The following is a 3,024-nucleotide window of genomic DNA, read 5'->3' on the forward strand; positions in this document are numbered from 1 at the left end:
CTTCGCCGCGCCCTCGACGCCGCGGCCCTTGGTGAACCACGGCGTGTCGATATAGCCGGGGCATACCGTGTTGACGCGGATCAGCGGCGCCAGCGCGCGCGCAAGCGACAGCGTGATGGTATTCAGCGCGCCCTTGCTTGCGGCATAGGCGACCGACGAGCCGATGCCGCTGATGCCTGCAACCGACGAGACGTTGACGACCGAAGACGCGCGGCTGGACGCCTTCGCTCCGGCTTCCAGCAGCGATCGCGCGGCCCGCACCATCTGGAACGGCCCGATCGTGTTCACGCCGAACAGGCGCTGAAAATCCTCCGACGAGAGCCCGTCCAGATTTTCGTGCGGAACGTGTTTGGTGGTGCCGGCATTGTTGACCAGCACGTCGAGCCGTCCCCACGGCGCGGCCGCAGCGGCGATTTTCCGGCAATCCTCATCGCGCGACACATCGCCCTGAACCACGACGACATCGGCGCCGGCGCTTCGGCAGAGATCGGCGGTCTGCTCGGCTTCCTTTTGGCTGGAGGAATAATTGATGACGATGCGCGCGCCGCCCTTTGCCAGAATGGCCGCCGTCGCGGCGCCAAGTCCCGAGGCAGAGCCAGTCACAATCGCACACAGACCATCCTTCGACATCGCATTTTCCTCGCGTCATTGACCATTTTCGAAAAGCCGCGGTGGTCTACCACACGGTCGCACCCCGAGAAACTCCATTACGCGGAATAGCCCTCGCTCCGCCGCGCATCGCTTCATACCGAACTCGCAGGGGCCTTTGCGGGCAGCGGCGCTTGTCATGGCCCAGGCTTTTCCCCATCATGGCCACTAACAATAGCCTGCTGAGAAAACTGGCGCGAATCCGCGTTTTCACGGGATTTGGCGCCGGTTGCAACGAGGAACGCCGTGGAAGAAGCCGAGAACATCGTCGCGCAAACCGCCGAGCGGATTTTCGCCGATCTGGCCGATGCGCAAACCGTCAACCGCGACACGAAAGGCGGCTGGAAAGCGCCGCTGTGGCGGGCACTGAGCGAAGCCGGCCTGCCGTTGTCATGGGTTGCGGAAGAGCATGGCGGTTCGGGCGCGACGCTGACCGAGGGTTTTGGCGTGCTCAGCGCCGCGGGCCGTTTTGCGCTTCCCGTGCCGCTGGCGGAAACCATGCTCGCGGGCTGGCTGCTGTCGCAAGCCAGACTCGCTTCTCCCCAGGGCGAAATGACGGTGGCGCCCGCGGGCCCGAAGGACCGCATCACGCTCAACGCCGACGGAACTCTATCGGGCCGCGCACGCGGCATTCCCTTCGGCCGCGAAGCCAAACACATCGCGGTGTTCGCGCAGGACGGCAAAGGAAAGCCGTCGATCGCACTGGTCGCAGCCGGCTATTGCCGGATCGAATCCAGCCTCAATCTCGGCGGCGACAGCAGCGACACCGTGACGTTCGACCGCGTGGCCCCCATTGCCATCAACCCCGCGCCTGACGGCTTCGACCTGACCTCGCTGCTTCTGATGGGCGCGGTCGTGCGCAGCCTGCAAATCGCGGGCAGCCTTGAAACGATGCTCGAGATCAGCGTGCGCTATTCCAACGAACGCGTCGCGTTCGAAAAGAAGATTTCGAAGTTTCAGGCGGTCCAGCACAACCTGGCGAAGCTTGCTGGCGAATCGGCGGCGGCGCTCGCGGCCGCGACCTCCGCGGCCGATACGTTCGCCAGCGGCACGGCGTCTCAGGATGCCCGGTTCCTCGAAGCTGCTTCGGCGAAAATCCGTTGCTCGGAAGCCGCCGAAAAGGCCGCCGCGATCGCCCATCAGGTTCATGGCGCGATCGGCTTTACCATCGAACACATTTTGCATCGCTATACGCTGCGGGCGCTGGCATGGCGTGACGATTTCGGTTCCGAGAGCTATTGGGCCGTCGAACTCGGCAAACGCGTGGCCGCCAATGGCGCCGACGAATTGTGGCCGCTGGTGGCTTCGCGCTGAATTCTGACATCTTATCCCGGACCTATACCAAATGACCGCAGCAGCTCTCCGTTTCGATCCGATCCGCCTGCCGAGCGAATGCGTCGCGCTGCGCAAGGAAGTGCGCGCGTTTCTCGCGGAAGAGATCGCTGCCGGCACTTTCAATCCGCACCATCCCAACCGCGAAGACAGCGACGCGCCGGAATTTTCCCGCCGCGTCGGCGCGCGCGGGTGGCTCGGCATGACCTGGCCGAAAAAATACGGCGGCCACGAGCGCACGTTCCTCGAACGCTATGTGGTGACCGAGGAAATGCGCGTGGCCAACGCGCCGACGCGGCGTTTCTTTGTCGCCGACCGCCAGAGTGGGCCGGTGCTTTTGAAATACGCCAACGAACGCATCAAGATGGACATCCTGCCGCGGATCTGCCGCGGCGAGGTCTGCTTTGCGATCGGCATGAGCGAACCGAATTCCGGCTCGGACCTGTTTGCGGCGAAGACCAAGGCCACCAAGACCGAGGGCGGCTTCCTGATCAACGGCACCAAGATCTGGACCTCGTCGGCGCATATCGCCGACTACATGATCGCGATCTTCCGCACCTCGCCGCCGACCAAAGAAAATCGACGGCACGGCCTGACGCAGTTCCTGGTCGACATGAAGACGCCGGGCATCAAGATCAATCCGATCGGCCAGATCACCGGGCAGTTCGAATTCAACGAGGTGGTGTTCACCGACGCTTTCATTCCGGACGACCACATGCTGGGTGAAATCGACGGCGCCTGGAAACAGGCGACATCCGAATTGGCCTATGAACGCTCGGGCCCCGAACGCTTTCTGGAAACATATTACGTGCTGACCGAGCTCGTGCGCGCGGTCGGACCCTCGCCCGATACCCGCGCCGCCGAGGGCATTGGGCGCCTGGTGGCGCAGCTCCACACCATGCGGCGAATGTCGGTCTCGGTCGCGGGCATGTTGCAGGCCGGCAAGGAGCCGGTGGTCGAAGCCTCGATCGTCAAGGACATCGGTACCATCTGGGAACAGCAATTGCCGCACCGGGTTCGCGACCTCGCCGCCTTCGTCGATGC

Annotated in this window: 3 protein-coding genes; 2 read left to right on the forward strand and 1 reads right to left on the reverse strand. The window is 63.8% G+C overall.

The features are described 5' to 3' along the window. Positions 1–630: SDR family NAD(P)-dependent oxidoreductase (locus WB528_RS15960; protein ID WP_423889377.1), on the reverse strand; the 630-nt coding region annotated here is incomplete at its 3' end. Between the two features lie 264 nt (positions 631–894). On the opposite strand from WB528_RS15960, the gene WB528_RS15965 reads away from it, so the two are divergent. Together WB528_RS15965 and WB528_RS15970 are read left to right on the forward strand one after the other, a co-directional pair. Next, entirely contained in the window at positions 895–1,962 is a 1,068-nt protein-coding gene (locus tag WB528_RS15965) for an acyl-CoA dehydrogenase family protein (protein WP_423889378.1), read from the forward strand. Between the two features lie 31 nt (positions 1,963–1,993). After that, on the forward strand, positions 1,994–3,024 hold a 1,031-nt coding region (locus tag WB528_RS15970; RefSeq protein ID WP_423889379.1), incomplete at its 3' end, for an acyl-CoA dehydrogenase family protein.

It is taken from the genome of Bradyrhizobium sp. (assembly GCF_049586575.1).
GTDB lineage: Bacteria > Pseudomonadota > Alphaproteobacteria > Rhizobiales > Xanthobacteraceae > Bradyrhizobium.